Source organism: Photobacterium damselae (genome assembly GCF_003026815.1).
In the GTDB taxonomy this organism is placed as follows: Bacteria; Pseudomonadota; Gammaproteobacteria; order Enterobacterales; family Vibrionaceae; genus Photobacterium; species Photobacterium damselae.
This window is the reverse complement of record NZ_PYOG01000005.1, coordinates 45,190-69,446: the sequence shown is the minus strand read 5'-3', so window position 1 is coordinate 69,446 and position 24,257 is coordinate 45,190. Positions and strand designations below refer to the sequence as shown.

Annotated in this window: 20 protein-coding genes; 15 read left to right on the top strand and 5 right to left on the bottom strand. The window is 39.1% G+C overall.

Going from position 1 to position 24,257, the window contains the following annotated elements; genetic code table 11:
* The first annotated feature begins 3 nt into the window (after positions 1 to 3).
* From tssA to CTN07_RS07110, 4 genes are read left to right on the top strand one after another with little or no spacing between them, the layout of a single operon-like run.
* Positions 4 to 1,452, top strand: a complete 1,449-nt coding sequence (gene tssA, locus CTN07_RS07125) for a type VI secretion system protein TssA (RefSeq protein ID WP_005299540.1) — start codon at positions 4 to 6, stop codon at positions 1,450 to 1,452.
* A gap of 23 nt (positions 1,453 to 1,475) precedes the next feature.
* Positions 1,476 to 5,021, top strand: coding sequence for a type VI secretion system membrane subunit TssM (gene tssM / locus CTN07_RS07120; protein ID WP_005299538.1), 3,546 nt, complete (start codon positions 1,476 to 1,478; stop codon positions 5,019 to 5,021).
* 47 nt (positions 5,022 to 5,068) lie between these two features.
* Positions 5,069 to 6,496, top strand: coding sequence for a type VI secretion system ImpA family N-terminal domain-containing protein (locus CTN07_RS07115; RefSeq protein ID WP_050787761.1), 1,428 nt, complete (start codon positions 5,069 to 5,071; stop codon positions 6,494 to 6,496).
* Positions 6,497 to 6,543: 47 nt separating this feature from the next.
* Positions 6,544 to 6,828, top strand: coding sequence for a type VI secretion system PAAR protein (locus tag CTN07_RS07110; RefSeq protein WP_036763926.1), 285 nt, complete (start codon positions 6,544 to 6,546; stop codon positions 6,826 to 6,828).
* A gap of 57 nt (positions 6,829 to 6,885) precedes the next feature.
* On the opposite strand, the gene CTN07_RS07105 is transcribed toward CTN07_RS07110, so the two are convergent.
* Entirely contained in the window at positions 6,886 to 7,086 is a 201-nt protein-coding gene (locus CTN07_RS07105; protein ID WP_050787760.1) for a hypothetical protein, read from the bottom strand.
* Positions 7,087 to 7,281: 195 nt separating this feature from the next.
* On the opposite strand from CTN07_RS07105, the gene CTN07_RS07100 reads away from it, so the two are divergent.
* The 4 genes from CTN07_RS07100 to CTN07_RS07085 all read left to right on the top strand — a co-directional run bounded on the left by CTN07_RS07100 (position 7,282) and on the right by CTN07_RS07085 (position 10,333).
* Positions 7,282 to 7,863, top strand: coding sequence for a histidine phosphatase family protein (locus CTN07_RS07100; RefSeq protein WP_005299533.1), 582 nt, complete (start codon positions 7,282 to 7,284; stop codon positions 7,861 to 7,863).
* Positions 7,864 to 8,025: 162 nt separating this feature from the next.
* Positions 8,026 to 8,664: a phasin-related domain-containing protein gene (locus tag CTN07_RS07095; RefSeq protein ID WP_005299530.1), complete on the top strand. Its 639-nt coding sequence runs from the start codon at positions 8,026 to 8,028 to the stop codon at positions 8,662 to 8,664.
* 40 nt (positions 8,665 to 8,704) lie between these two features.
* On the top strand, positions 8,705 to 9,061 hold the full coding sequence (locus CTN07_RS07090; RefSeq protein WP_005299529.1) for a phasin family protein: 357 nt from the start codon (positions 8,705 to 8,707) through the stop codon (positions 9,059 to 9,061).
* Between the two features lie 276 nt (positions 9,062 to 9,337).
* Positions 9,338 to 10,333 (top strand): alpha/beta hydrolase, encoded by a 996-nt coding sequence (locus CTN07_RS07085; protein ID WP_005299527.1) that lies wholly within the window; start codon positions 9,338 to 9,340, stop codon positions 10,331 to 10,333.
* A gap of 40 nt (positions 10,334 to 10,373) precedes the next feature.
* On the opposite strand, the gene pbpG is transcribed toward CTN07_RS07085, so the two are convergent.
* A complete protein-coding gene (gene pbpG / locus CTN07_RS07080) occupies positions 10,374 to 11,276 on the bottom strand; it encodes a D-alanyl-D-alanine endopeptidase (protein WP_036765011.1) in 903 nt (300 codons plus the stop codon).
* A gap of 526 nt (positions 11,277 to 11,802) precedes the next feature.
* Here pbpG and CTN07_RS07075 point away from each other — a divergent pair.
* The 7 genes from CTN07_RS07075 (at position 11,803) to CTN07_RS07045 (ending at position 20,513) form a co-directional block, all read left to right on the top strand.
* Positions 11,803 to 12,324 (top strand): Hcp family type VI secretion system effector, encoded by a 522-nt coding sequence (locus CTN07_RS07075; protein ID WP_005299521.1) that lies wholly within the window; start codon positions 11,803 to 11,805, stop codon positions 12,322 to 12,324.
* A gap of 108 nt (positions 12,325 to 12,432) precedes the next feature.
* Complete coding sequence (locus CTN07_RS07070; protein ID WP_005299519.1) at positions 12,433 to 14,490, top strand: type VI secretion system Vgr family protein; 2,058 nt, start codon at positions 12,433 to 12,435, stop codon at positions 14,488 to 14,490.
* Positions 14,478 to 15,296, top strand: a complete 819-nt coding sequence (locus CTN07_RS07065) for a DUF4123 domain-containing protein (protein WP_005299518.1) — start codon at positions 14,478 to 14,480, stop codon at positions 15,294 to 15,296. The genes CTN07_RS07070 and CTN07_RS07065 overlap by 13 nt, the downstream gene beginning before the upstream one ends.
* Positions 15,296 to 18,310 carry a hypothetical protein gene (locus tag CTN07_RS07060; protein WP_005299516.1) on the top strand — a complete coding sequence of 1,005 codons (3,015 nt, stop codon included), beginning with the start codon at positions 15,296 to 15,298 and terminating at the stop codon, positions 18,308 to 18,310. Before CTN07_RS07065 ends, CTN07_RS07060 begins: the two co-directional genes overlap by 1 nt.
* Positions 18,311 to 18,390: 80 nt before the next feature.
* Entirely contained in the window at positions 18,391 to 19,365 is a 975-nt protein-coding gene (locus CTN07_RS07055; protein WP_005299514.1) for a tetratricopeptide repeat protein, read from the top strand.
* A 114-nt stretch (positions 19,366 to 19,479) separates the two neighbouring features.
* The gene (locus CTN07_RS07050) at positions 19,480 to 19,839 is read left to right on the top strand and encodes a hypothetical protein (RefSeq protein WP_036763923.1); all 360 of its coding nucleotides are present in this window, start codon (positions 19,480 to 19,482) and stop codon (positions 19,837 to 19,839) included.
* A gap of 62 nt (positions 19,840 to 19,901) precedes the next feature.
* Positions 19,902 to 20,513 (top strand): PH domain-containing protein, encoded by a 612-nt coding sequence (locus CTN07_RS07045; RefSeq protein WP_005299512.1) that lies wholly within the window; start codon positions 19,902 to 19,904, stop codon positions 20,511 to 20,513.
* A gap of 97 nt (positions 20,514 to 20,610) precedes the next feature.
* Here the strand turns inward: CTN07_RS07045 and CTN07_RS07040 are convergent, their stop codons facing one another.
* From CTN07_RS07040 to CTN07_RS07030, 3 genes are all read right to left on the bottom strand, one after another.
* The gene (locus CTN07_RS07040; RefSeq protein ID WP_005299509.1) at positions 20,611 to 21,243 is read right to left on the bottom strand and encodes a TetR/AcrR family transcriptional regulator; all 633 of its coding nucleotides are present in this window, start codon (positions 21,241 to 21,243) and stop codon (positions 20,611 to 20,613) included.
* Positions 21,244 to 21,364: 121 nt separating this feature from the next.
* Positions 21,365 to 21,874, bottom strand: coding sequence for a DUF2505 domain-containing protein (locus CTN07_RS07035; RefSeq protein ID WP_036763920.1), 510 nt, complete (start codon positions 21,872 to 21,874; stop codon positions 21,365 to 21,367).
* 10 nt (positions 21,875 to 21,884) lie between these two features.
* Positions 21,885 to 23,876: an SDR family oxidoreductase gene (locus CTN07_RS07030; protein WP_005299507.1), complete on the bottom strand. Its 1,992-nt coding sequence runs from the start codon at positions 23,874 to 23,876 to the stop codon at positions 21,885 to 21,887.
* Positions 23,877 to 24,257 lie beyond the last annotated feature (381 nt).

The window sequence follows — 24,257 nt, the reverse complement described above, 5'->3', positions numbered from 1 at the left end:
TTTATGAGTTCAATGACAACTTACCGAGAACAATTAGTTAATCCGATTGAAGGGGATGATGCGGTTGGCCTTCGGATCATTGACGATCCTTTGTTGGATTTTATCGATAGTCAGATGATGAAAGTAGGATCGCTTTCCCATGCTGATGTTCAATGGCATGAGGTTGAGTCATGTGTTGTTAATTTATTGAGTAATAAGACCAAAGACATCAAGCTTTTGACGGTTTTATTACAATGTTTACAGCATCAACCAACGCCAGAACGCTTTACCTTATCCATTGCTGTGTTAGTGGATTTTATGTCGGCATATTGGGAGACCTGTCACCCCGTTGCAGGAAAACGTGGCGTATTACCTAGGAAAAAATTCTTTAATCAAATCTGTGTACGCACTTCAAGCGCCACAGAAAAGCTAGATGGTACGTTATTTGATGCTGAATTAAAAACAACGCTAGAAGCTTTAGTGGATGAGTTAGAGCATCAAGCATCGCACTACCAACTTCCATTGGATCTTGTTGATGACATCGCAGCCAAAGTGCGTCGTCAGCTAAGTCAAACGCCAAACCATGCTGCGCATCAAACTGCATCTCAGCAGCAAATGACGACTTCCGATAATCATCACAATAGTGGGAACTCTCCATCGCCCTCGGTATCGGCAGCACCGGTTCCAAAATTAGATATCGATGGCAGTAACGATCGGGCGATTCGCACGTCATTGTTAAAAGTATCGGATTTTCTATCAGATATAGGTGGCGATGGGATCGGGCTAAGTATTCGTCTTAGACGTTTTGCGGTTTGGTTTTCGATTAATAGTTTGCCTGATGCTAATCAACATGGCGAAACCCAACTGATGCCTGTCTCATCTGATCGGGTGAGTGAATATGAAGATCAACTAGCACGAGGGGGAGATTTAGCTCTTTGGCGCAAAGTTGAACAATGCTTAACCGTATCACCGTATTGGTTAGATGGTCATTATTTGAGTTATCGCATTGCTAAGCAATTAGGTGAAAACGAGTGGGCAAATACTATTTATGAAGAGCTAAATCGTTTTCTTACCCGATTGCCTCAATTAGCAACCCTGTCATTTAAGGGGAAAATTCCTTTTATTAGTGAGCCTGCGCTGCAGTGGATAAAAGACAGTAATACCTTACCAAACAATCATAAGGTCGCTTCAGTTGGAAGTTGGCATGGCAAACGTTCAGAGGCACTAGAGTTAGCACAAGAAGGCGGTTTATCTGTTGCTTTGGCCATGCTTAATGACGGTCTCTCTCAATCGAGTGAGCCAAGAGATGCCTTTTATTGGCGTTTGCTTTCTGCCGATATCATGAAAAGTCAGCATTTAGAGGCTATGGCGACAGAACAGTATCAGACCTTATATCACCAAGCAAAGGAAATGTCGGTAACCGATTGGGAACCGTCTTTGTTAGAACAACTTGAGCAGCATATTGCCCCTTAGATTTACCACAGGAATGAAAGGATATGTGGAATTACATACGAGCTATTTTTAATCGAATTGCGCCGACATTTAAAGCATCGGTTCCCATTCTGCTTATTGCGACATTTATTCTTTTAAATGTGGCTATCTGGTGGGCGGGGCCTTGGCTTGAAATCGATGGTAAAACCCCATTGGCTTCAACGATGGCAAGAGCCGTTACCAGTATTATTTTTTCTCTCTGCTGCTTTACTGTATGGGGAGTATTTCAGTGGCGTCGTTTACAACAAATTAATGATGCAAAAGCTCGCGAAGAGAAATTGCGTGAAGATCCAATCAAACGTCTTGAAGAGCGCCAAGAGCTTGAACTAAATCAAGTTATGACGGAAATGAAAGACAGCTTAAATAAACGTAATTATTTATATGCTCTACCTTGGTACTTAGTGCTGGGGTTAGAAAATGCAGGAAAAACCAGTTTAATCAATCGTTCTGGTCAAAACTTTGTCTTTTCTTCTGTCATGCGAGCATCAGGTAAGAAAAGTGAAAACCCATTTTCTTTTGATTGGTGGATTGGTGATGATTCTGTATTAATTGATCCTGATGGTGAATTGTTAACCCAGCGTCAAAATGAGGCCGACAAAGATGGTGAAATGGAACGCCGTTTATGGCTCCACTTTGTTAAATGGTTGGAGAAAACTCGCAGTCGTCGTCCTCTTAATGGTGTTATCTTAACGCTAGATCTTTCTCATTTGGCAACAGTAACGGTCGCAGAGCGTCAAGCTTATGCCAATTTACTTCGAGCTCGTTTGCGTGAATTGATGGAAACGTTATCGACTCGAATGCCAGTATATATTGCATTAACTAAACTCGATCTATTGTATGGATTTGAACCATTCTTTCGTCAATACACTCGTGCTCAACGGGAAGAGGTAATGGGCTTCACGTTTTCGTTGAATTCTGTGACAGATCTTGATTCATGGTTAGCTGAGTTTGACCGAGATTATAGCCAATTTATCGAACGGATAAACGACTCATTACCGCAGGCATTACGTCATGCTGTTGATTCAGAAGAGCGTTCTGCAATCTATAGTTTTACTCGTCAAATAGCGGGTATGCATGATGTGCTAAAAGCGTTTTTCACTGATGCGTTATCAAGCGATCAATTTTCGACTTCAGCATTAGTTCGTGGTGCTTATTTTATGTCGGTATACCAACAAGGTGTGCCTGAGAACGCTTTTGTTAATGCGGCATCTCAACGTTACGGTTTGGCTGACTCGGTTCAAAGCGCGCAACATGCTCAAAATTCGACAACCTATTTTGTTAAACGTCTTTTTAATGAAATTATTTATCCAGAAGCTGGCATCGCATCTGATAATTTCCGCGTAGCTAAACAGAAGAAGAAAATATTAATGCTGTCTGTTGTTGCATGCAGTATCGCTTCTGTTTTGCTCATTGGTAGTTGGCACCGTTATTACATGAAAAACGTTGAGCAAGAGAATGCGGTTCTTGCTCAAGTTAATCAATATAAATCAGAATACTCCGACAGTAAGATCATGCGATCTGAACAGGAGATTTTAGAGCCGTTAAATACGATTCGTGAAGCGACATTAGAGTTTGGATTTTTCCGTGATAAACCCAAATATGTCTCTGATATGGGGTTATATCAAGGACATGTGATTGGTCCAAAAGTTGAAGAAACTTATCTAAGCTTACTTGAATTTCGTTATTTACCATCATTGATGAAGCAGTTGGCTGTTGATTTATCACAAGCAAATTCTGAAGAAGAAGAGTTAGAGACATTACGTGTATTTCGTATGTTGACAGATAAAGGGGGCCGACAAGATAAAGTCGTTACCAATTATTTTGCTCAAGTTTGGCAACAAGCGTTTCCAAATAATGTGAAAACGCAAGAGCAACTGATGGAGCATTTAAATTACGCATTGATGCACACGGATTTACAAGGTTTGCGCCGAGATGATAATCAAGACGCTATTCGAGTTATGCGTCCGTACGATCATTTGATTCAACAAACACAAGAAGCTTTAGGGTCGGTGTCAATCGCAGAACGTGTTTATCGTAATCTCAAGCAGAGCGCAAATGCAGCATTAGGTGCACCACTTGATCTTAAAACTGCAGTTGGACCTGTGTTTGATTTGGTATTTGAACAACGAGTATCTAATGGCCAAGCTTTAGATATCCCACAACTGCTTACTCAAAAAGGCTTTAATAGCTATTTCTTGCCTCAATCTGAGTCGGTATCTGAGCTTGCTTTGGTGGATAGTTGGGTATTGGGTCAGACAACGGTTGCTCAATTTAGCCTTGAAGATAAACAAGTACTGCGTCAGAAAATTCGTGATCTTTATGTAGCTGATTATACCAATACTTGGCGTTCTGCAATTAATGATGTTGATGTGAAATACTTTGCTGATATTAATGAAGCGGTCAGTGTATTTAGTCAATTTATGGGTCCTCAACAACCGATGAATCGTCTACTTAATACGGTAGAAAAGAATACCCAGCTATTTCCGAACCTACCGCAAGATGATAAAGCACGTTTAGCATTAATGGAGTCGATCCAATATAAAGTCGCCGCGATGATTGCATTACCTTTTGCTGATATTGATGGTTTATTAGCGCAAAAAGATCAGCAACCCGCTTATATTTCTGAAGTAATGTCAGCGATGCAACAGGTATACAGTTATTTGAAAGCTATCCAAGATGCACCTGATATGGGTAAAGCTGCACTTGAAGCAACGAAGGAACGAGTGGAGCTGAAAAACTCCGATCCTATCTATACTTTGCAAAGAATGGCATCAAGTTTACCTAAGCCATTAGACTCTATGATGGAAAAATTGGCTGATGAGAGTTGGTATGCGGTGAAACAAGAAGCGATTAAGTATCTTGAAGTTCGCTGGCAACATGATGTGTACCAAGAATATCAGGCAAAACTGGCGACTCGTTATCCATTTAATCCTCGTGCAAGCAAAGATGTTTCACTTAAAGACTTTGAAAGTTTCTTTGCTCCAGATGGTACTTTGAGTCGGTTCTACAATGATCAGCTTAAGATGTTTATTGATGAAAATATCTCAATGAGTGTTAACGGTCAGCAAAATGCGTTCTTACGTAGTGATGTACTAAAACAGTTTACGAATGCGAAAAAAATTCAAGAAGCATTCTTTAACCGTAAAGGGATTTTAGATGTTGAGTTTTCTCTTGAACCTATTGAATTAAGTTCAAATCAACGCCGTAGTGTGATTAATGTTGATGGTCAGTATGTTGAATACAGCCATGGGCCACATCGTTCTATTGAATTAGTTTGGCCAAATACCTTAAGAGAAGGGGCTATATCTAAGCTGTCATTGGTTCCATCTAAAGTTAATAAGTCACCGCGAGGTATTACGATCCAGGGACCTTGGGCATTTTTCCGTTTGCTAGATAGAGGAGCTGTTGTCAGCTCAAGTTCAACATCTGTTGACTATCAGTTCTCTATTAATGGTGGTGAGGTGACGTATCGCTTAACTTCCGAAGCTGATGCAAATCCATTTACTTCAGCACTATTTAGAAACTTTAAGTTAACTCGAACTTTATACTAAGAACTATGGGGGGCCTTGAGCTCCCCTTTATTAATGGATATGTGATTGTGACTCAGTTGTACTTTTCAGAGCTTCAACAATATAAATTAGTTGCTCACGAAGATGAGTTAAGAGATTCAGACTGCTATCAGAAAATTCGTGATGCAATCAATAAACGCAACAGTCCATTGTCAGGTAGCGTGGATTGGCAATTGGTTCAACAACTGTGTGATGAGTTAGGGCGCACAGATGGTTTCGATTTTATTGCTACCATTTATTTCACTATTGCTGCGATTAAAAACGAAGGACTGGCAGGATTAGCCAATGGGCTAGAGTTGCAAGTTGTGGCCGTTGATACCTTTATTCGTAATAGCAGTTTTCCTGCTCAAAAACGGGCAGAACTTTACCAATGGATGTTAGGACGTATCGGTAATGAACTTCGAGCTTTAAAACCCACACAGTCTCAGCTAAGAGATTTATATCGATGTGAACGAGCCTGTCAGCGGCTAAATGAGATCTTTATGGAGGTACAACCTGAACATATTCCAGATCTCGAAGCGATAGGCTATGTGGTATTTGAACATATCGACCGACTTGAAAATGGTTTGTCACTTAAAGATCATGGAAGGTATGAGGACGTCACCAACCAAAAAACAAAATACCAAATCACAGGTAATGACAATCAAGTAAGTAAAACATCGTCATCTGTTGTCGTGAAACCTAATTATGCTCAACATGCAGCGCAGAGCCCAAACAAAGAAAGTACGACGCATACATCGTCACGATCTTATATGAGTTTTGCTTTGGGATTAATCTTAGGTGCTGGAGGTATAGTCACTGGAGCTCAGTTATTTCCTCAATGGTTCCAATTATTAAGTACGACGCATAGTCAGACTGTATCTGAAAATCGTTCTCTGCTAGCGCAATCAGTGACAACGTCACAAAGTAGTGGTCGTATTCTTACTCTTGAGCAGGGCAAAGCATTTCAAACACACTTTACAGCCCAGCAATTTGCAGAAGATAAATCGATAATTGTGCCAATGTATTTACAACAAGCTAATGCTCTTATCACTCAGCCGGCTGGTGGAAATTTAATTGAAGCGTTTTCTTTGATTGATATTATTCAGCGTTTGTATCCTAATGACGAATCGGTGGAACAAGCCCAAAATAGATATCATCAGATAGAGACTCAATATGATGAGCTGTTTGCAACACAGTATCGACGCTTTAATACCGCTCGTTCACGCATTGCTAATTTACAACAGTCGATAAATGCCAATAACCGAGCTAATACATTGAGGTTATCACAGGGAATCAATGAGTATGCTATTGGTCTATCGCCCGTTTATGGCCGTATCAGTTATATCACAGAGCAGCTAAAACAAGGCGACAAAAATCAGGCTCAAATTGAGTGGCAGAACCTTAATCAGGAGTTGCAAGCTATTAGTTTTAAAGTGGAACAGCTGCACCAAGATTTATTGCGTTCCTCACAATAAATTAATCATATTGACGACAAAAATGGATTTCAGAAAAGGAGAGTATTATGCCTAAAGCTGCAAAATTAGGAGATATTGGCACCGATCACGATGGATTTCCTCCAACGCCCATTATTGCGGGATCTTCATCTGTCATGATTGATGGTAAACCAGCGGCAAGACAAGGTGATGCGTTAGCGCCACATGCCAAGCCAAAGCATCCACCTCATCCTCGTGCAATTAGCCAAGGTTCAGGGTCTGTTTTTATTGACGGTAAACCTGCTGCTCGTTCAGGTGATGCGATCGATTGTGGTGGTAAAGTACAAGCAAGCGGAACAGTAAATATAGGCTAACAAATTGCTATAAATGAAAGGGAAGGCGTCTGTCGATATGGAGACGCCTTTTGTATTTTATTGATATTCTTTATGAACTAAACGAAATTTAACCAAAGCATCTGATTCTGTTTCTGCGTGAATCTGATAAGGGGATGCAACATATCCTCGATTAAGGAGCTGTTCTTTTAATTGAGCAAAATCTTCATTTGCAGGATCTAAGTAAGTTATCTCTTTTCTAAGCGTATCTGGCTTATAGAAAAATTGAAATTGAGCCATCACACTTTCTCCTTTTGCCAATTAATTTCATATCCTCACCATAAAATATTCCGTCTTGGTATTATGTGAAGTGAGGCTAAGTTTTATCAAATGGTGAATTAAACGTCGAAAAGGGGTACGTTCATCTTTTAATTTGTCCTACATATTGAGCTTGCCTCAACAGACAGGTAGTCTTACTTTGTTGAGGAGGACAATGTGAAAAAGTTATATTTATTACGTCATGGGCAAACACAATTTAATGCAGAGAAACGTCTACAAGGTCATTGTAATTCGGCATTAACAGAGAAAGGTCAGCAGCAAGCTACTGCGGTTGGATGTTCGTTAGCAAAAGAAATTGAAGATACATCTGGCTGGGTGATTTACAGCAGTCCTCTTGGGCGAGCGATGGAAACGGTGACTATTGTTGCCAAACAGCTTGGAATGGATCCTAACGATATTCATCAAGATGCTCGTTTGATGGAGTACAACCTAGGGGATTGGGAACAGCAAGAAATTCCGCAACTTGTTCAACAAAATCCTACTTTACTGGATAAGCCTGATTGGTATTTAACCGCACCCAATGCCGAAACGTTTGATCAAGTGTGTACGCGATTAGCTGCATTTCTCGATGACTCAAGCGTACCTGATAATATTATTGTGGTTTCTCACGGTTTAACCGGTGCTACACTTCGTGGTTTATATACTCAAATGAGTTATCCGCAAGTTTGGCAACAAGACCTTCCTCAAGATGCTTATTTCCTATTAAGTCATCAGCAAATAACGCGAATTCAAGCGTAAGCCATTGATATATATTCCAAGGACGGAATGCCTTTCAAATCTTTATTCAATAGTTGATCTAGAGCACGATAATTATTGCTTTTAGTAAGAACATTCTAATTGCACTCCTTAATATTATGAATAACAAGTACGAGTTGTTATAAGAATAAGGAGGGCTTAACGATGGCCATTTTTACTAAAAGTACCCCAGATAAAAAAGATAAAGCGGGCGTTCGTGACACTATGGTGCACAACATTTGGCTGGCAGGTCTTGGCGCCTATGCTAAAAGCTCTGAAGAAGTGAATCAGCTATCGGATAAAGGTAAAACCCTATTTGATGAATTGATTGAGCGTGGCAAAGCTGTTGAGTCTCATACTAAAGAGCGTGTGCATACCGCAAAAAGTCAAACATCGGTTGTACTGGAAGAGCGTGTTCACAAAGTCGTGCAAAAATTGATTGGTTTAGATAACGATCGTTTAGATCAAGTGGATGACAAGATTGATCAACTTACTGCATCGATTGAAGCTTTAGTGGCTAAGAAAGAAAAAGAAGTTGCGCCAAAACGTGCCGGACGAAAAGCAAAAGCTGAAGCCAGTGCGAAACCTGCAACTCGTGGACGCAAAGCTGGGATTGCTCGTCGTAAAACAGAAAAAACCGAAGTTGTTGCAGCCAAACCCGTTCCTAAGGTTGAACCTGTGACAGAAAAAGCAGCAGAGCTTGCTAAAAAAGTGGAAGTTGTCGCGACAAATACGGTTACTGAAGTGAAGAATGCAGTCACTCAAACTGAACAGAATAAACCCCAAGAGCCTGTGAAATCTTAAGCCATTTCATAGCGATTAATTCGTAAAGGGAGATACCATTATGATCGATAAAACTGTAATGAAAGCCGCAAAAAGTGTGGTTGAAAGTGGTGAAGGTGTTGCTCGCAATATTTGGCTTGCAGGTCTTGGTTTATATAGCCGCAGCCTAGAAGAAGCGCAGCAGCTTAATGAAAAAACAAATCAAGCATTTGACGAGTTAGTTGAGCGCGGTAAAGAAGTTGAAACTCAAGCTAAAGTTTGCATCAGTAAAAACGCAGAGAAAGCGACAGATGAAATGGAAGCGGGCATGAATGATATCTTCTATCGTCTAAGTGGCGTAGACCGTGAAAAACTGACTCGTATGGATGAGAAAATTGACAAGCTAACACAAGCAGTAGAGAAGCTTACCGAAGCCTAAGTACTGTTGCGTTAATGTCCCCTAGTTTGTAGCAAGGGAGAATCATTAGCCAGAAGTGATGATCCCTATTTTGTAGCATGGATGAAAATCCATCTTTGGGATACGTGTAATGGTACAACACGTATCCCTTTTTTGTTTGTTATATACCCAAGTAACATCGCATCTTGAAGTCACTTGAGTATATAGATAAAGTTAACTGGATACTGGTTTAATATTGGCAGGTTAAACGCAAGCTGGTTCATTTATTGCAGTGAAGTTCAGTGAGAGGTGTTTATTATGGATAATTGGCGTACAAGAGCCTTCAATAAGCTATTATTCCGTATTATGCGACAACGAATGGCTCGTTGCGAAACCACACAAGAAATGCGGGAACTGATCGCCAGTATTGATTCTTATGGTGCATTATTCAGTTCGCCAAAATCACTCACGATATCACCAACAAAATTTGCCGATGTGTCTTGCGATTGGGTTGATATGTCAACCAGCCGCGGTAATCGTATCTTACTGTATTTTCATGGTGGAGGATTCTGCTTTACCAGTCCAAAAACCCATACCTCTTTTCTAGGTCGAATTGCACGAGGCAGTCAGTCGCGAGGGTTGATGGTCAATTACAGTCTATCTCCTGAGTACCCATATCCCCAGGCGGTTAACGAAGCTTTTGCTGTTTATAACCAACTCCTTATCAACGGTTATCTCCCCGATCATATTTTTATTGCAGGTGATTCGGCTGGTGGCAATTTAGCACTCACAACCTTAGTTAAGATTCGTAATGAAGGTCTAGTGATGCCAGCAGGGGCGGCTCTGTTATCACCTGTTTCTGATATGGCAGTAACTGGGGAATCGGCTTTTACTAAGAGTAAAGATGATCCTTTTTTTGATCTGAGTAGCTTATTGCTAATGCGAAATAATTATATTGGAACTCAGAACCCATGTAATCCTGAAGTATCTCCGTTTTACGCTGAGTTGCACGATCTTCCACCTATTTATATTACGGTTGGGACAGAAGAAATTTTAATGGACGACTCAATTCGATTAGCAGAAAAAATCGAACAGGCTGGGGGGAAGGTAACATTAGATGTGGTAAAAGGCGTACCTCATGTTTACCCATTATTTAATCAATTATCAGAAGCGGAACAAGCCGTTCAGGTGATCAGTGCTTTTATTGAAGACTGTTATCAAAAAGCAAAACTTAGCAATCAATGTGGCGATGAAAGCGACAATATAAAATCTTCCCGTGTTAATGCCCAAAATAAAAAAAAGCGCACCGGTTAAGTGGTGCGCCTTAGAATTTAGTATTGAGAACAGCAAATCATTAAGCTTTATGAGTTAGCTGTTTATATTTTTGTGTTTGATATGCTTTAGCTGATGCTGAAATATCACCACTATGGCCTGTCTCTAGCCATTTCTTAATGCGTCCTGCATCACCAACTGGGGTTAGCTTACCTTGAGTATCAAGCATAACCATCAAGTATTTACGACCTTGAATGGTTGTTACCATTGCTAAACAGTGACCAGCCACTTTTAGATGACCCGTTTTTGTTAGGTTTACCGTCCACTTTTTGCCGCGAGCGAGAGCGTTGGTATTGGTGTAACCCAATTTATAATTTGGTTTACCAAAATAAGCGGTATGTACAGGTGTCGTACTGTATTTACGGATCTGTGGGTACTTATAAGCCGCGCGAACCAGTTTTGATACGTCTGATGCTGTAGATACGTTACGAGGATCAAGACCTGAGCTATCGACAAAACGAGTGTGTGTCATACCAAGAGCTTTAGCCTTAGCGTTCATCGCTTTAACGAATGCCTTTGAGCCACCAGGGTAGTGACCCGCTAATGCTGCCGCCGCTAAGTTCTCTGACGACATCAAAGCAATGTGAATGGTTTCACCTCGGCTCAGAGTTGAACCTAAACGTACACGAGTGTAGTTGTTATACATGCGCTCTTTATCCGCTTTATTAAACGTGATTTTCTCATTAAGAGGCAGTTTTGCATCTAGCGTTACCATTGCTGTCATTAACTTAGTAATTGAAGCAATAGGCATCACTAGATTGGAATTTTTTTTATAAAGCGTGCGACCAGCGCTTAAATCCATCACGTAAGTACTGACTGAGGCAGTGTGAAGATTATCTGCTTTTAACTTGCTGGTATTAATGCTTGCAGTGGCAGAGAAACTGAAACTGACAAGTGCAACGGCTAGGGCGATAGCTCTGCGCACAACGGCTCCTTGATACAAATAATTGAAGATAAAATATAGTACAAATTTATGAGCGTGCATTGTTTCTTTTTCTTAGCAAAATAAGCAAGTCAAGTTTATGTAAAAAGCAAAATATTTAGCCTTAAAATTAATCACTTGATTGCATCGATAAATTAAACACCATTTAATTGCGGTTAATGTATGTGGTTATAAACAGTATAAATAAGGGTGCTTATTGCTGTAATAAACAAATTTTCTTTCAAATGCTTTACGATGACTTTGAGATAAAGTGATGAATATCCTTTTTGTAATCAAATTGTAAAAATCTGCATTTTCCTGGGCAACTTTTTGCTCGCTGGGCAAGATCTTGCCCGCTGTTGAGCAAGATCTTGCCCAGTGGATGTAAGTAATAGAACTATCATTAACTAATTTCCTTATAAATCAGCAATATAATAAATTGCATAATTTGGCATACATCATGCATTAGATATATGGGCAATACAGCCTATATTCATATTTTTGTAACAAATTAAAAGGAAATTAAAAAATGCCAACTCCTTGTTATATTTCAATTCAAGGTAAAACTCAGGGGAATATTACATCTGGTGCGTTTACTGCAAACTCTGTTGGAAATATTTTTGTTGAAGGTCATGAAGACCAGATGTTAGTTCAAGAGTTTAAGCATATTGTTACGGTTCCAACCGATCCTCAATCAGGTCAGCCATCAGGTCAGCGCGTCCATAAACCATTTAAGTTTACTGTTGCTCTAAATAAAGCCGTTCCATTGCTATATAACGCATTAGCATCGGGTGAAATGCTGCCAACCGTAGAACTCAAATGGTACCGCACCTCTATTCAGGGTAAGCAAGAGCACTTCTTTACGACAACTCTGACCGATGCAACCATCGTTGATATCAATAACCAAATGCCACACTGCCAAGATCCATCAAAAGCGGATTACACCCAGCTAATTGAAGTATCAATGGCTTATCGTAAGATTAATTGGGACCATAAGATTTCAGGTACATCAGGTTCTGATGATTGGCGTGCGCCATTAGAAGCATCATAAGTTGTAATTAACTCTGCGGAATGCGCCTCACTTTTACGGGAGGCGTGTTCCTTTTGTTGAGTAACTCATTCAGCATTAAAAATAATAGATAAGATGAGTAACGTCAGTATGGCTACAGGTTTACAATTTACTTTTACTGTAGAAGGATGTGAGACATCAACTTTTGCAGTTACTGAATTTTGTGGTAATGATGGTTTGTCATTACCATTTTCATTTTTGATCGAACTGGCAAGTCGTGAGCCTTTTATTGGGCCTGATGAGATTGTCGATAACAACTGTACTCTAACCGTATGGCGAGATGGAGAATGTCAGCAAGAGTGGCATGGTATTGTTTCAGCTTTTTCTCAAGGAGATACAGGCCATCGTCATACGCTATATCAAGTTGAAATGGTGCCGCCATTAGCTCGCTTAAGCTTACGTCAAAATAGTCGAATATTTCAAACTCAAACGGTTCCTGAGATCATTTCTATCTTATTGCAAGAGATGAATATTCAAGACTACGCTTTTGCTTTGGCTCGTCAGTATCCACAACGTGAATATTGTGTACAGTACCGTGAAAGTGATTTGGAATTTATCCAACGAGTAGCGGCTGAAGAAGGGATCTTTTTTCATTTCAACCATAATAAGAAAAATACAGTTATCTTTACAGATGATAACCAAAACGTTGAAATGTTAGCAGATCCTGTAACGTATAATGCTTTAAGTGGTGGTAGCAGCCCATTGCCCTTTGTTCGTCAATTCAAACAAACAACTCAAATTCGTCCATCATCAGCACAACTAAAAGACTACAGTTTTAAGAACCCAGCCTACAGTTTCTTGCAAACCTTTCAAGCGACAGAGTCGGACTATCAGCAAGACATTTATGAGCATTATGATTATCCAGGTCGCTATAAAGATGATGAAAATGGAAAGCCTTTTACTCAATTTCGTCTTGAATCATTACGCCGTGATGCCAATATCGGTTTGGGAAAAAGTAATATAGCCAAGGTTATACCGGGTCAAAAAATCCTATTACAAGATCACAGCACCGAAGAGTGTAATCGTGATTGGTTTGTTGTTGAAAATAACCATGTGGGTACTCAGCCTCAGGCGTTAGAAGAGGCCGGAGGGGAAGGCGAAACAACCTATAATAACGAGTTTTTGGTCATTTCTGGGCATCATGCATGGCGACCTCCATTTAACGCAAAACCTCGGGTTGATGGACCACAAATAGCACAAGTGGTTGGCCCTGAAGGGGAAGAGATCTATTGTGATGAATATGGTCGAGTAAAGGTTCAATTTCCGTGGGATAGATACAGCAACAGTGATGATAAAGCGAGTTGCTGGATTCGGGTTTCACAAGCATGGGCAGGTACTCAATATGGCATGGTTACGATCCCTAGGGTTGGTAACGAAGTTATCGTCAGTTTTCTTGAAGGCGATCCGGATCAACCGCTGATTACGGGTCGAACCTTTCATGCTACAAATAAACCACCTTATGAGCTACCGGCACATAAAACTCGAACTGTATTGCGCACCGAAACACATCAAGGTGACGGATATAATGAGCTACGTTTTGAAGACCAAGCTGGTAAAGAAGAAATTTATGTTCATGCTCAAAAAGATGTCAACGTATTAGTTGAAAACGACCGTACTGATAATATTAAACACGATTTACACCTTGATGTAGAAAATGAGCGTTTTTCTCATATCAAGGCCAATGATCATCTTACGGTTGATGGTGAAGCTCGCCAGCATACGAAAGGTAATCAAACGTTAGTTGTTGATGGCTCGCTTCATGTTAAAACAGGTCAGGCTTGGATCTCGGAATCTGGTAATGAAATTCATATTAAAGCTGGACAGAAAGTTGTTATTGAAGCAGGCGCTGAAATTACCGTAAAAGCGGGCGGAAGCTTTATTAAAGTGGATGACTCTGGTGTGTCACTGGTTGGCTCTGCGGTTAACCTAAATTCAGGCGGCAGTGCTGGCAGTGGTTCAGGGTATGCAGGTTCAGCTCCTTTATTACCTGGGGCGATTGAGGTGGCCCCATATCCATTAGACGTTCCTCCTGTTTTTGTTTCTGCTCTTCTCATTGCAAGTAAGGCAAATATTCCGCTACTACCAGTATGCGGATTGCAAAGTGATGGAAGTTGTCAGAGAGGAGATAAATGTTTATGCAAGAAATAAATAATACCCATAAATTGTTTGATAAGGTTATTACTGAAGATTTGGCTCAGGGTTACAAACTTTACGCGTTGATGGATAGATCTCATTTAATAAATGAAATAACTGAGTATGATCAAGAAGCTTTGTTTATCGGGACGAGGTTTAAATCCGCTATTGAAGCTAGCCCATTATTAATAAGTTTGAAATTAGATGATACTTATGTGGTTGAATCTATGATGAATGAATATTTAGGTATATTACTTCTTTCAAAACTGTCTATAGAGCAAGTTAGAGAAACATTAAATCAATATTTAGAAGTAGATAGTGAAAATCTTGGATCTGTTTATGTAAGATTCTATGCTCCAAGCGTTTGTCTTTCTTTGTTAAATAGTGAACCAGAACTCTTTTATGGTTTTAAAGTTATTTGCCCACAAATAACGCGAAAACAATGGGTTTATTGTGATCTATCAAAAGAAGAAATAAAGAAAAGAGTGATCTCAATTTCAGATATAACCGTACAAGTAATGGAGCGCTATCGTTTAGGTGCATGGTTAGGTTTATGTGAAAGATGGCAACAAAAACCGTCAGAAGAGCTTCATCGAGCAAGTATTGTGATCGAGAGTTTGATTAAAAATGGATTGCAAAACCAAGCATTATTGGAAGAGTGGAGAGGATTTCTTGCTGATAATTTAGCAATCATTGATCGACCAGAATGGAACTCATTGTTAAATCAGTCATTAGACGATATGGGTCTTTATGAATCAGCGATTCAATTAGCTATGGTTGTAAAACAATCTGATGACTTTATGGTTAGAGAGAAAAATTGATGATAGATAAAATAGACATGGCGTCTGATGATAGTAGTGCAAATTACCCCGTTGTTATTTTACCTGCAGCAGATAAACAGCCGATAGGTGCAGAGCAAAATTTATTTCCGAAGCACATAATGACGTGTGAAAAAGAGTCTAAGGTTAAGAAATATAAAGATATTGCTTATTTTATCGAAGGCGATGCATTCTACCTTATGGATGAAACTGCCGTTCAATATTTAGAAGACGCAGAAAGTAAATTTAAAGCGAGATTTAAAGGTAAAGATAGTACAAATGTTATGCCAAGCTTATCTCAAGCTGGTATTCTAGATGGTCTATTAAGCGCTACATTAACATCTTTTATTGCCGATGAAGATAAGCTATTGTTTCAAGAAACTGAACATTGGCTATCTCATCAACAAAAACATCTTCAAAATGCCTCTTCTGCCTATGAGGCCAGTGCATTAGTTAATCAAAAACGAGAAATTCATAAACGGATTTTAGCTAAAGCTCAACAGAATGCTAAGGATCAAGGATATATTTTTGATGATGGTAAGTTGTATTCACCAAAAGAACCCAAAATACGAAAAGCAATTAAAGCATATCAAAAGGCAAGAGAAGCATTTCTAAAACAGTCAGAGTTAACACCTCAAGCTCAGATTGATGATTTGAAAAAACGTCTACAAGCACTTAATAAAGTATATTCAAACGCACAATACCAAGTTGGGGATGCTGTTGAATATTATAAGGCTCATTTAATTAAGCAAACGGCAAACGCTGAAAAACATAAAGAAGCACTAGAAAAGAGTATAGAAGATTTATCTGTTTGTGGTATAGCCACTCCAGAACTTGCTTTAGCCGGACAGGACAAGTCAAAAGGGCATGAGTATTATGCTTTGTATTTTGATTACCTTAAAAGAGCTAAAAAACAGGAAGAGGTTTTAAATGAAAAGTTAAAGGCTCTTTTGAAATCGACTAATAACTTTGCGTTGCCTCCAAATCAAATTCTGAAAGAGGAATATAAACAGCTTAAAGCGCTTGAAAAAGAGGCATTAAAAATTCATCTGCAAGCTATTACGAATATACTTAATATGTCGAGTTCGCTATTTTTGTTATGGGATATAGAGGACTATCGACCAAAACCATTAAAATATATTGTTAAAGGTGACTTCCCATTACGAGAGTATATTTTAGGTGGGAGTAATAGTAATCAAAAAGATGGTTTACGCTACTGTAGTTTGATTGACATTCCACAACCTGAAGCAAAGGGAAATAAGCTTATATCTGCCGAAGAAAAAAGTGATTATGCAATAATAGAAATGCTTGGAGATTATTTACAAGAATTACCTATTGAAGACGGCTGGTTTGGCGATGATGGCGTATTTGATAGCAAGGCATTCTATAAAACACTATCTGATAAGCATATAGAAGTCGAAAGCTTAAAAGAGAATTCTAAAGTATGGGAACAAGCAATTTCTGAGGTCTTATTTTCACGAGATTTAAAAGCACGTTTATCACCTTTTGATGATAGTAAGCAAGCACAAGCATTACGAATGACAGTAGCATCGACACAGTCAGGGTTGTCTAATCCATTAGATATTGTCGTTGGAAATGAATCTCATGACTCAGGTAGTACAAACAAAATGGAGATGTTACCACTAGAAGCTAAGACTGAGTTAATTTTAGCTAAAGGTGAAGTTAATATATTTAAGATGTTAACAGGTAAGCCTCTTATTAAAATTCCTGAAGCTATAACAAAACAAGACCGTGACCTCGTAATACCGGTTAAATATGAACATAATGGAGTCCAAAAATTAACTAAATTTCAATGTGGCGCAATTCAAGCTCAGTTTTACTGTAAAGCATGGGGTTTTGCTGGAGCGAATTTAATACTTGGTGGAAAAGTTGAGTTAAATGCTGGTGGTTTGTCGATTCCTAAATTATATGAAGTTAATGATGATGAAGTGAGCTTTAAAGGTGTTAAGTTTGAAATGGGCCTTAAGGCTGGAGTTGAAATCGGTGGTTTCATTTTTTGGTATCCACCGTCAGGATACCCTGAGTATTTGATAGATAAAGACTCATCAGCTCACTCATTGATGAAAGGTGTATTTAAAATAGAAAAAAGTAAAATGGTTGAGTTACCATTTCGGTTCCGCTTTGTCGACAAAAAATTACTTATTGGAGTGCGCTTTGGTCCTCCGAGTGTAGGTCTCGCTTTTGAAGGAGCTATAAACCCAACAATGATTGGAGCCTGGATTTGGCAATTTCAACGCTTATTACGACAAGCTCATTATCGTAGAATTGATATCGTCGCTGATGATGAAACATTCAAACAACTTTCTCTGCTAAGCAAAGGGATTCTTTACAGTCAATTAAACATTGGTCTTTTTTTGGCAAAACAAAAAGACACTTACGACAATATTTTAGATATATTTGAACAAAGTTCTGCTGGGCTAGTAGCTTATACTTTAATTAATGGGGATGAGACGATTTTATCTGAATGGATGCGATTGATGATCCCCGAAGCTTTAGGGCCTCTATTGTTTACATTAGTATCTTCGCCTAAAAAATTTAATATAGTTGACTCGAATAATAACCGAATAAAAATCGAAATAGATGAAGCCTTACTGATGCAACAGTTGGCGCTGTGTAAAGTGATTCACTGGTTGGGTAATGACCATATCATGAGTGTAGAGAAAAAAGCCGCAACTAGACAAATGCAAAAAGCGCTTGAGAGGATGAATCCATATAGTAAAGCGTCGCAATCAGAGGATGTGAAAAAGAATGATTTCCTTGTCAACAGACGCACTATTTTAAAATTCATGGAAAAGGATTTTAATGTCGATATGGATAAGCCCTATAACATTGACCATTCTATGAAACTTTATAAATATTCAAATAATGGGATGTTTTATACAGAATTCGATGCATTAACAGTAAAGTTATTCGATGCCTATTATACAGACAGAGATGTGTACGCGAATGCTGCCTTTGATGAAGGTTTAAGTCATGTGAATAATGGTCGTCATTAAATGTAACCTATCAGTATTGAGTCTTATGAGCTCAGCAAAATACTAATTACAGTACATGTGAATTTAAGGATTATTAAACAATGGAAAAAATAAAAATTGGTTATTGGTGGTTGTTATGTTTATGCCTGCTATTCGTCTCACAAATACAGGCACAAGCAACGTATCCAGCACCTAACACCATGTCTGTTGAAGATGCTTATCAATTAGGGGATTTGCTGGTAGACCAATATAAAATAAAACAAGGTCAACCATATTTAAAATACGCGGCTGACAAAGGTAATGCGAAAGCAGCTTTGGCTTATTCAAGAAGTCTATCAACAAATGTTATGGTTCTTGGCCCCCAAGAACATGAATATGCAGTTAAAGCTGCGAAACTAGGAAGTGATGATGCTAAATTTGCGCTTTCATTTAGCCGTAATGTTTTTGGTGATAGAGACCTGTACCGAGCTGAGCAGATAAAGGCATTAAAAGATAGAGCAAAACAAGGTGATGCAAAAGCCATGTATAGATTATCACTTTTGTATTCTGGCTCAGAAGAAACCGAATGGAAAGAAAAAGCAGCAGAGCATGGTGATGCGAATGCTCAGTATGAATTAGGTAGAACTTATGAGGTTGGTGATGGTTGGTTTTTTATACCGGGCAAGCGAGAAAAAGAAGTAAAACGTTTATACAAAGCCTCAGCCGAACAGGGTAATTTTAGGGGTATGGAAGGCTATGCTTCTATTCTCCTACGAGAAGGAAAAAAAGAAAAGGCGTTAGAGATATGGAAGAAAATGGCGAATACTGGAGATGCGGGTTCCATTATTTTTCTTGCTGCAGGATACCTAAATGCTACACCAAGGATTACATATCCAGAGAAAGATGAAGTGCTTGGTGCTGCGTACTCAAAAATATATTTAGATTCGATGGGTACGGATAAAAAACAATCTCTTTATGAGATTTATAAAGAAGATTATCTTGAAGCAATGAGTCATTTATCAGAAGCTCAAAAAGAACAAGTTAACGACTTTGCTAAAGAGTTCTTAAAAACACACACAGTGAGAGTACTTCGCTAGTTTTACATTGCCTGTTTGAAACACTTCTTATATTGGGAGTGTTTTTGTATTGTTGAAGAGATATATTTTCCGCTATGCAGTATAACTAAAGCAGTTATTATTGATGAGAATAATATGGACAAGATCGAATTCAAATTAGGTAATATTGTTTATTCATATCACCTAACCAAAGAACAACAAGAGTTATTGGCTTTAACTGAACAAACAGAAGTCGATCTTAATACTTGGGATGGGTTCAGCACGGCTTTACACAATTCTATTATTCAAGCTATACCCGATGAGCTGAAACCACCGACAGAACAGGAAATCCAGTTAGCCAATAATATGGCAAAAGATCTCAATCTTGGTTTGCCTGATGGGTATCGAGAAAGTGCCAGAGTGTGTCGTGTATTCATTAATCAACACCAAGCCGCTTATGATAGGTTGCTTGCTATGTTTAATGGAATCAAAAGCCAATTACTTAAGTCACATTGAAAAACAGCAAAAAATTAGTTAGTTTGAAACCGTAATGAAAAAATGATTTAAAAGGATTTCACATGTTTAAAAAGCTTGCGTCAGAGGCTCTAGGTTTAAGTGACATTGGTAAAATTATTGCACCAGGAGATTACAATAAAGTAGATTCTGATGATTATATTTTCCACGAAGATAATGAGCAGATTTTCTTTTTGATCAAATCGAAGAAAGATGAATACTGCTTTACTAACCGTGCTCTTATTCATGTAGATGGGGCATCAGCTGTGAGTTCTAAGCGTGTTTTAAAGCGTTATGAATATTCGCACTATACTTTCCGTCATGTACTGCTAGAAACCGCAGGTACAATCGATTTAGATGCAGAGATCAAATTCCAGTTAGGTGAAGAGTATTTCTCTATTGATGTCGATAAGCAGCAAATTGAACAGTTAAAAGATCTGTATAAAGCCTTGTTTGAAATTGCACACCAGCAATATTTGAACATGGTGAGTTTAGATGATGCTCGTAAGTCACTAGAACTGGCAACTTCAGCTGTTGGTCGACTTTCATCCAACGCAACGCCATCTACTGAGTTTGAAAAAATGACTCAATTTGCCTTCCAGTATATTGAATCAGCCAAAGGTACGTATCAGAGAAGTGACTTTACGGAAGTATTCCAAAAGTTTATCAATAACTGATTTCTATCACTCATCGCTTAAATGAAAATACCCAAGCTAATTGACTTGGGTATTTTTTGTTAAAAACAAAGCGATGATAGGACTACAAAAGGTGATGCTAGATCACCAGTTCATTTAATAAATCTTGATGGGTAAAATATGGTGACTGGGCATTTTCAGTTAAGTAGGGTTCTAACAAAGAGATTATGCGAAGGACACCCGTTCGAATTAACTCTTCATCACTGTATTTATCATCAAGTAACGTTTGATAGTTAAGCCAATTAAGTGATACCAATAATAGGTTATCGGCCAAAAGAGGAACCGTCTGTTTATCACAACGAATTTTTTCTAACTCAATGAGGTGATTTATCATATCCGTCGTAATTTGACGTAGCTTTAACACCAGCGAGCGAATTTTACGGCGCATTTGTTGATCTTGGCTATTGAGATTATCAAGATTACGAAATAAAAAACGATAATGAGTAAACAGAGCCATAACCGTATGCATAAATGGCCAATAATCATCAAACTCTTTAACTTGGTTTGGATATTCAGCACTCAATTGGGTAATGGCATGTTGAAGATCAGAAATCATAGTTGAAATGATCTCTTCTTTGCCGCGGAAATGATAGTAAAGATTACCTGGGCTGATCCCCATTTCAGTTGCAATTATCAGGGTGCTTACTTGAGAGACACCATGACGGTTAAATAAATCAAGACTCACAGCCAGAATGCGATCTCGAGTTTTCATATACAGTCCTTGTATCGATTAACCAAAATTAAAAGCAAAAATAAACACGATGCGAAGAAGTGAGTCATGGACTTTGTTATCGATATCATCATAGTGTTCATGACTCACTTACTGCTGCTCGTTAGGCGGTCAACTCCAGCTCTTTAAGAAACTGGTATTCGGCCTCCATCTGTTGTTTGCTGTCTTGACCAATAAAGTTAACCAATTGCTTACCGACAAAAGGAATAGCACTGGTAATGGTCAAATTGATTTCATTACGTGTAACAGGCCCATCACCGACCATGCTTAACGGTTCACTAAAATGCAGTGTTCCCGTCATTTCAGCTGGAACACCTTCTATAGTGACGGACATAGCGCAAACTAGGCTACCGTCATCTTGCCAAGCCCAATTTTCCACTTGTTTAATGGTGTTGTAATCGACCAATACACTTTTCAATAAGCTAGGTACATTTGCAGGTACGTCACGATAGGTTGTCACAACAAATCCAGCAGAGGTCTCTTTTAACTCTTGCACTTTGACATTTTTTGCCCCAAGCGCTTGATATTTCTCAATGATGAGCTCTTCTTCGCTAAAGTATTGCAACAAGCTATCAAGATCTTGTTGGTAATCATGGGTTGCAGATAAATTCATGTTTGTATCCTTACATATGAATTTCACGAATTAAACTAGAGAGGGCAACAACATCTGGAGTGTGTTCTTTTGGTTGTTGACTATCACGCTCAGGATCATCGGAATCAGGAGAAATATTAAAGCCTGCATTCATCACCAATTCGCCAAGTTTTGGATATACACCGTGTACTAGCGCGGCAAATAGTCCCAACTTAGTCGCAATACGTTTCGGTTTTTCAATAATAGCTTTGATAATCAAATCCGCCGCTTCTTCGGAAGTCAGCAATGGAATGCCACCTTTCGCTTGACGGTAATGGTCTGCAATCATTGGTGTTTCTACTAACGGCATATTAATCGTTGTGAAATGGACACCCTGACCACACAGTTCGGCACCTGCTGTACGAGTAAATGAATCTAGGGCCGCCTTTGATGCTGCGTAAGCTGAGAATCGTGGCTGATTGGTTAATACGGCGATGGATGAGATATTAATGATGTGACCAGCTTCTTTCTCAAGCATGCCTGGCAAAGTGCCCATGATCATACGAAGCGCACCAAAATAGTTGATCTGCATTGTACGTTCATAATCGTGAAGGCGATCGACAGAATTGACTACTGAGCGGCGAATTGAACGTCCTGCGTTGTTAATCAAAATATCAATAGAGCCATGGTGCTGCTTAATTAGCTCTAATGTCTCTTGAGCTGGCTCATCTTTACTTAAATCACATTGATAAATTGCCGCATGACCGCCCAAACGTTCAATTTCATTGCGTGTTTGTTGTAGGCGTTCTAAATCACGAGCAATTAACACCAATTTAGCATCGGTTTTTGCCAGTTTGATTGCGGTTGTATATCCAATACCTGAAGAAGCACCAGTAATTGCGATGACTTTTCCTGCCACACAGCCTTTTAAGCTTTTCTCAACGTGCAGATCTGGATCTAGGTTACGTTCCCAATAATCCCAAATAGGTGCTGCGTATTCACTTAGACGAGGGCAGGTGATGTTACTGCCTTCAAGTGCTTGTAGTGTATTAGTGCAATCAAATTGCGTTGGGTAGTTAAACATACTCAATGCGTCTTTAGGGACGCGTATTTCTTGACTGATTGCATCAATGAAACGTTCTAATACAGGTAAATGCGCCAATTGTTTCCACAGGTGGGAGGGAACCATATTGAGTAGACGCATATCAAAACGCATAGCCATACGAGGGGCGTGACCAGCTTGAGCAAAGAGATTAATCACTTCACCTGCGCGGTATGGGTCAGGATCAACGACATGGAAACATTGCTGATCTAAATCCTCTAGATGAGAGATGTGATCTATGGTATCGGCAACATAATCGACAGGAACAATATTAAGACGTCCCCCTTCAAGACCTAATAATGGCATCCATTCAGGTAGAGCTTGACGGAGTTTTTGGATGATCTTGAAGAAATAGTATGGACCATCAATACGCTCTGCTTCACCCGTTTTAGAGTGTCCCACCACAATACCTGGACGATAAACCCGCCACGGGATTGTACAAGATTGCTGAACGATTTTTTCTGACTCATGTTTGGTTGAGAAATAAGGGTGATCAAGACCTGTTGCTTGATCGAGCATATCTTCACGGAACCAGCCGCGGAACTGACCTGCAACCGCGATGGAACTTACATGGTGAAAACATTTTGCCTGTAGGCGTTCAGCCATACGAACACAGTTTTCCGTACCTTCTATATTGGCACGCTTTAAGGCTTCTTCGTCAGCTTCTAAATCATAAATAGCAGCAAGATGATAGAAGTGGGTAATTTTGCCTGTGAGTTCAGAAATGGTTTTGCTGGATAAACCTAAGTTCGTCTCGGTAATTGAGCCTGTGACTAAATGAAAACGGTCGGCAGGTAACTGATGCTTTTCGATTAACAGCTGCAGTTTTTGCTCTGCATTATCACTACGAGCCAGAAGATAAAAATTGCCAGAACGTTTTGCCAGACGAGCTAATAAATGACTTCCAATAAAGCCTGTTGCGCCGGTTATGAAATAATTCATTACCACTCCTTCGCTTATATTTGTTGAACTGAATTCCGTGCTAACCAGCAGCAACTGTTATTTTTATTGAGATAAACCGAGTCGGTTAAATCTATGAAGATACTGGTCAGATGTCTAAGTAATTATGATGTCTGACTAGTAAATAAAAACTGTTGAATTGCAATATGTTGCATTGGATCAATGTTTTTACTGAGCCATTACTCAATTAATGAATTAAGTCACAATTTATGCGCTGTGTTGCTTACATTTTCAGACAAAAGATAGAGAAATTACGACAGATATCTCATGAATATTTTATGTTTCTATCCATAATTGGTGAATTTGCGAGAGGGTGCATATTTATAATAGATAGTATATTTAGCTGGGTTTATAAGATCTGAC

What these genes read in the sequence shown, in the direction of transcription:
- tssA (WP_005299540.1), top strand. Translation starts at nt 4, where the DNA reads ATGAGTTCAATGACAACTTACCGAGAACAATTAGTTAATCCGATTGAA.
- tssM (WP_005299538.1), top strand. Translation starts at nt 1,476, where the DNA reads ATGTGGAATTACATACGAGCTATTTTTAATCGAATTGCGCCGACATTT.
- CTN07_RS07110 (WP_036763926.1), top strand. Translation starts at nt 6,544, where the DNA reads ATGCCTAAAGCTGCAAAATTAGGAGATATTGGCACCGATCACGATGGA.
- CTN07_RS07105 (WP_050787760.1), bottom strand. Translation starts at nt 7,086, where the DNA reads ATGGCTCAATTTCAATTTTTCTATAAGCCAGATACGCTTAGAAAAGAG.
- CTN07_RS07095 (WP_005299530.1), top strand. Translation starts at nt 8,026, where the DNA reads ATGGCCATTTTTACTAAAAGTACCCCAGATAAAAAAGATAAAGCGGGC.
- CTN07_RS07090 (WP_005299529.1), top strand. Translation starts at nt 8,705, where the DNA reads ATGATCGATAAAACTGTAATGAAAGCCGCAAAAAGTGTGGTTGAAAGT.
- CTN07_RS07085 (WP_005299527.1), top strand. Translation starts at nt 9,338, where the DNA reads ATGGATAATTGGCGTACAAGAGCCTTCAATAAGCTATTATTCCGTATT.
- CTN07_RS07075 (WP_005299521.1), top strand. Translation starts at nt 11,803, where the DNA reads ATGCCAACTCCTTGTTATATTTCAATTCAAGGTAAAACTCAGGGGAAT.
- CTN07_RS07070 (WP_005299519.1), top strand. Translation starts at nt 12,433, where the DNA reads ATGGCTACAGGTTTACAATTTACTTTTACTGTAGAAGGATGTGAGACA.
- CTN07_RS07065 (WP_005299518.1), top strand. Translation starts at nt 14,478, where the DNA reads ATGCAAGAAATAAATAATACCCATAAATTGTTTGATAAGGTTATTACT.
- CTN07_RS07060 (WP_005299516.1), top strand. Translation starts at nt 15,296, where the DNA reads ATGATAGATAAAATAGACATGGCGTCTGATGATAGTAGTGCAAATTAC.
- CTN07_RS07055 (WP_005299514.1), top strand. Translation starts at nt 18,391, where the DNA reads ATGGAAAAAATAAAAATTGGTTATTGGTGGTTGTTATGTTTATGCCTG.
- CTN07_RS07050 (WP_036763923.1), top strand. Translation starts at nt 19,480, where the DNA reads ATGGACAAGATCGAATTCAAATTAGGTAATATTGTTTATTCATATCAC.
- CTN07_RS07045 (WP_005299512.1), top strand. Translation starts at nt 19,902, where the DNA reads ATGTTTAAAAAGCTTGCGTCAGAGGCTCTAGGTTTAAGTGACATTGGT.
- CTN07_RS07040 (WP_005299509.1), bottom strand. Translation starts at nt 21,243, where the DNA reads ATGAAAACTCGAGATCGCATTCTGGCTGTGAGTCTTGATTTATTTAAC.
- CTN07_RS07035 (WP_036763920.1), bottom strand. Translation starts at nt 21,874, where the DNA reads ATGAATTTATCTGCAACCCATGATTACCAACAAGATCTTGATAGCTTG.
- CTN07_RS07030 (WP_005299507.1), bottom strand. Translation starts at nt 23,876, where the DNA reads ATGAATTATTTCATAACCGGCGCAACAGGCTTTATTGGAAGTCATTTA.